The organism is Priestia veravalensis, from assembly GCF_001457055.1.
Classification (GTDB): Bacteria; Bacillota; Bacilli; order Bacillales; family Bacillaceae_H; genus Priestia; species Priestia flexa.
Genome location: NZ_KQ758744.1, coordinates 1 through 4390 on the forward strand (window position 1 = coordinate 1; position 4390 = coordinate 4390).

Below are 4390 nucleotides of genomic sequence, written 5' to 3' on the forward strand. Positions count from 1 at the left end.
TCTCAATCGTTCAGGTTTATCATTGGCTGAATTACTTATGTCCCAGCCTCTTTATTTTAGTTGAAGGCTATTCCTTTTTGTTTAGTTGGATAGTAAAAGTCAAAATCATACTCTTGCTCAACAAAAACTTGATACCATAATAGAAATATTAGTATCGTCCATATCTTCCTGCTGTTATCAAACTTGCCTAATGCATGTTGTTCAATAAGGTCCATCACAGCATCCTTTTTGATTAAATGCTCTGTATCGCTATTCGTCACTAAATCTGTAGCCCAATCATAAAGCTCATTCTTTAACCAATGGCGAATAGGAACAGGAAAGCCTAGTTTCCGGCGTGTAAGAACGTGATCAGGAACAATACCTTCAGCTGCCTTACGTAAAATATACTTAGTTGTGTTATTAGCAATCTTTAGATTCGTAGGAATTTTGTTTGCAACTTCAAAAACCTTATTATCTAGAAATGGTACACGTAACTCTAATGAATGCGCCATAGTCATCTTATCAGCTTTTAGTAAGATGTCACCTCTTAACCAAGTATGAAAGTCTATAAACTGCATTTTGCTCACATCATCATAATCGTGGGCTTTAGAATAATATGGTGATGTAATATCTGTGAACTCAATATATTCCTTGTATGATGACATAAGTGTTGACTTTTCAAGCTCTGTAAAAATTTTAGCATTACCAATATAACGTTGTCGAAGTGGCGTCGTTCCACGCTCCAACAAACTTTTACCCCTTACACCTTGTGGAATTATATTACTTATTTGATTCAAGACATCGTGAAGTCCTGAAGGAATATGTTTAAAGAACCTTAAAGAATGAGGTTCTCTATAGATATTATAGCCTCCAAATAGCTCATCCGCACCTTCACCAGAAAGAACAACTTTTACATGTTTTCTTGCTTCACGTGCTAAAAAGTATAAAGGAACAGCTGCTGGATCCGCGAGAGGATCATCTAAATGCCATACAATCTTTGGGAGTTCATGAACAAATTCATCCGGCGTTATTGTATATTGAATATTTTCTACACCCAATTTATCTGCTGTCTCTCTTGCTATATCCATTTCACTATACCCATCTGTTTCGAATCCTACAGAAAAAGTTTTTAAATTAGGGTGAAACTCTTTGGCAATAGATGCAATTAAACTGGAGTCTATTCCCCCAGAGAGGAAGGAACCTACTGGAACATCACTTCTCATATGCATTTTCACAGAATCAATCATAGCTTCTCTTATTTCTTTAACAAATTCATCCTCTGTTTTATTTTTTGGAGAAAAATAAGCTTCACAATATTGTTGAATCTTCATGGACTGATTTAACTTCTTTGTAAAATAATGCCCAGGTTGCAGCTTTTTAATATCAACATCCATCGTTTCAGGTTCAGGAACATATTGGTAACTAAGATAATGTTGAAGAGAAGTTTGAGAAATAATAGGCATTGTTTTGGTCTCTAAAAGACTCTTTTTTTCTGAGCCGAAAAATAATTTATCATCCCTTTCAAGATAATAAAAAGGTTTTATTCCAAATGGATCCCTTGCTCCAAACAAAACTTGTTCACGCTTGTCCCAAATTACAAATGAAAACATTCCTCTTAGTTGCTTTAGAGCATTCTCTTTTTCATCTTTATATAAAGCTAATAATACTTCGGTATCTGAAGAAGTTTGAAACTCATATCCTTTTTTAGTTAAGCTTTCTCTAATTTCTACATAGTTGTATATTTCACCATTAAATACAATCCAGTAATTTTCATCATCATAAGAAAGAGGCTGATTACCATTTTCTAAGTCAATAATACTTAATCGACTAAATCCCAAATATACATACTCGTCTTGATAATAACCTTGACTGTCAGGGCCCCGGTGATAAATCATTGAATTTAATTGCTTTATATCTACGTTATGTGAAATCTTTTTAAATGATGGAGAAGAGTTTAATACATATCCAACATATCCACACATTTTGCTCACCTGCTTATATTAAATTTCCTAAAAGGTGGTATCTTGGAACTTACCACTCTAAATGAAATTTAACAATTAAATTTGTAGAATGTATGGAGGAACAAAAAAATTTTTATGCTTTTGGAAATTAATCATAATAGAAAAGGTCTGATAATAAACATACTGTTTGTTAAATTGGTTTTTAACTAATAAGGAAGTACACACCAGATCTAGTTAGTATTTCTTATATTTAAAATTCTCGACAATTTTTCACACTTTTCAATTAAGATTAATAAGGAGTCTATTCAAAAAAGGAGATGGGAGCAATGAGAAAACTAACGTATATGCTAGCTATAACTACGACGTTGTTAAGCGCATGTTCATCAGGAGAAGAAGGCAAAGAAAAAGCATTTCTAACTCCTTTAAAAGATGAGAAGATTGATCATATTCATGGAGCTGGATATCCAGGGAATGATGAAGGTTTATACATAGCGACTCATCATGGAGTGAAAATTTATCGTAATGGAAAGTGGTATGAGACAATTGAAAATAATCATGATTATATGGGATTCCAAGCTACTAAAGAGGGATTCTATTCAAGTGGTCATCCTGAAGAAGGATCAAATCTTAAAAACCCTTTAGGATTAGTGAAAAGTACAGATAAGGGAGAAAAATTAAAAAAAGTAGCTTTTTACGGAGAAAGTGACTTTCATTATTTAGCTACAGGCTATAACAGTCCAGCCATTTATGTGGTTAATTCTCAGCCTAATTCCAAAATTGGACAAGGTCTTTACTTCTCAGAGGACAAAGGTGAAACATGGAATTTAAGTCAGTTAAATGGAATGCCCCAGACTCCTGCCAATAGTATAGCTGCTCATCCAGAAGAAGTTGGAACTATAGGGATTGCTACACAGCAAGGACTTTATCTTTCAAAAGATAAAGGTAATAATTTTAAATTATTTTCACAGGTCCAAAATGTAACAGCTTTATCTATCAATAAAGAGAGTGTTATATATTCTACTCTTAGTAACCAAAAAAGCGCGTTAATTAGTAAACCTCTTAACGGTAAAGAAGCAGAAGAAGAAATAGCTATTCCTTCATTAGATAAAGATGATACTATTCTCTTTATTAATGTTAATCCTTTTAACCCATCAAAAATGTCTTTTATAACAAAGGGAAACGATATCTATCTCACAGAAAATGGCGGAAGAAAGTGGAATAAAACCCTTGAGGATGGAAAGATGACAAAATCCTGATTCTTTTTCTGTTTTATTTTTTATGTAAAATGGGGGCGTTCTAAATTGTACAATATTCTTACGAAAGTTAGCCAGTTATTTAGCGAACCATTTCGCAATATGGCATATACAGCAGAATCATTCCCAGTATTGTTTGCACTTTTTTTGGGAATTGTAGGTGCTATAGCCCCGTGTCAATTTACAAGTAATATTAGTGCATTTGTACTTTATGCAAATGAATCATTAAAAAGAAAAAGAGAAGTTTGGAAAGACCTTTTATTATATGTTTTAGGAAAGATACTAGCATTTTCTTTATTAGGCTTATTCACCTGGTGGATAGGCCAGGAATTTCAACGTAATTTAACGCTTTATTTTCCATATGCAAGAAAGTTTATAGGTCCACTCTACCTTATAATAGGTTTCTATTTATTAGGCTTATTTAAGCTAAAGGGGAACTTTAATTTATCCCCTATCTTTAAAAAGAAAAATAGTTTATTAAGTTCTTTTCTTTTAGGATTTAGTACCTCGCTTGCTTTTTGTCCTACTATGTTTGTAATTTTTTTCGTTACACTAATGCCAACTGTATTAAATGTTAACTATGGAGCTATTTTACCAACAATTTTTGCTATAGGAACAGCTATTCCATTTTTAATAGGAATTTCTCTTATCTTCTATCTGAATCTAAATTCTATAGTTTATAAAAAAGGACGTAAAATAGGATATGTAATTCAGAGAATAGCTGGAGTTTTTTTATTAATCATAGGTGTTCTAGACATTATAACTTATTGGTAAAAATTCTAGCAATCAGATACACAGACTAAAAAGAAGTTTGTACACATATACATGTATAAACTTCTTTTTAGGTTGGGGTGAAATTAGTGACAATATCGTTTTATATCATGATTATAGTGTAAGCCCCCATTCAAACAACGCATATAAACACGCAGCACCTTCTGGTACGATACATGTATGAATCAAAGGAGGTGCATGTCTTATGCCACAACAAAAATTAACGATTGTCCCCGTCACACTACACCCAGATACTAAACATTCTTTATCATCCACTTCTTCAAAAGATCCTTCAATAAGCATTTGCACGATCAAAACGGCAAACGCGGAAATATCCTTCTATGGCGGCGTAGGTGAGCACGTTATCCAAACCGTTATGAGGGAGTTGAAACATCTGTGAAATACGATTATACAAGTGTGAAAAAT

Annotated in this window: 3 protein-coding genes; 2 read left to right on the forward strand and 1 reads right to left on the reverse strand. The window is 33.0% G+C overall.

Annotation, left to right across the window (positions count from 1 at the left end; genetic code table 11):
* Window positions 1–56: 56 nt before the first annotated feature.
* The gene (gene asnB, locus AS180_RS20980; protein WP_062687454.1) at window positions 57–1961 is read right to left on the reverse strand and encodes an asparagine synthase (glutamine-hydrolyzing); all 1905 of its coding nucleotides are present in this window, start codon (window positions 1959–1961) and stop codon (window positions 57–59) included.
* A 305-nt stretch (window positions 1962–2266) separates the two neighbouring features.
* On the opposite strand from asnB, the gene AS180_RS20985 reads away from it, so the two are divergent.
* Together AS180_RS20985 and AS180_RS20990 are read left to right on the forward strand one after the other, a co-directional pair.
* Window positions 2267–3196 (forward strand): F510_1955 family glycosylhydrolase, encoded by a 930-nt coding sequence (locus AS180_RS20985; protein WP_062687455.1) that lies wholly within the window; start codon window positions 2267–2269, stop codon window positions 3194–3196.
* Between the two features lie 45 nt (window positions 3197–3241).
* Entirely contained in the window at window positions 3242–3967 is a 726-nt protein-coding gene (locus AS180_RS20990) for a cytochrome c biogenesis CcdA family protein (protein WP_062687456.1), read from the forward strand.
* The last annotated feature ends 423 nt before the right edge of the window (window positions 3968–4390 follow it).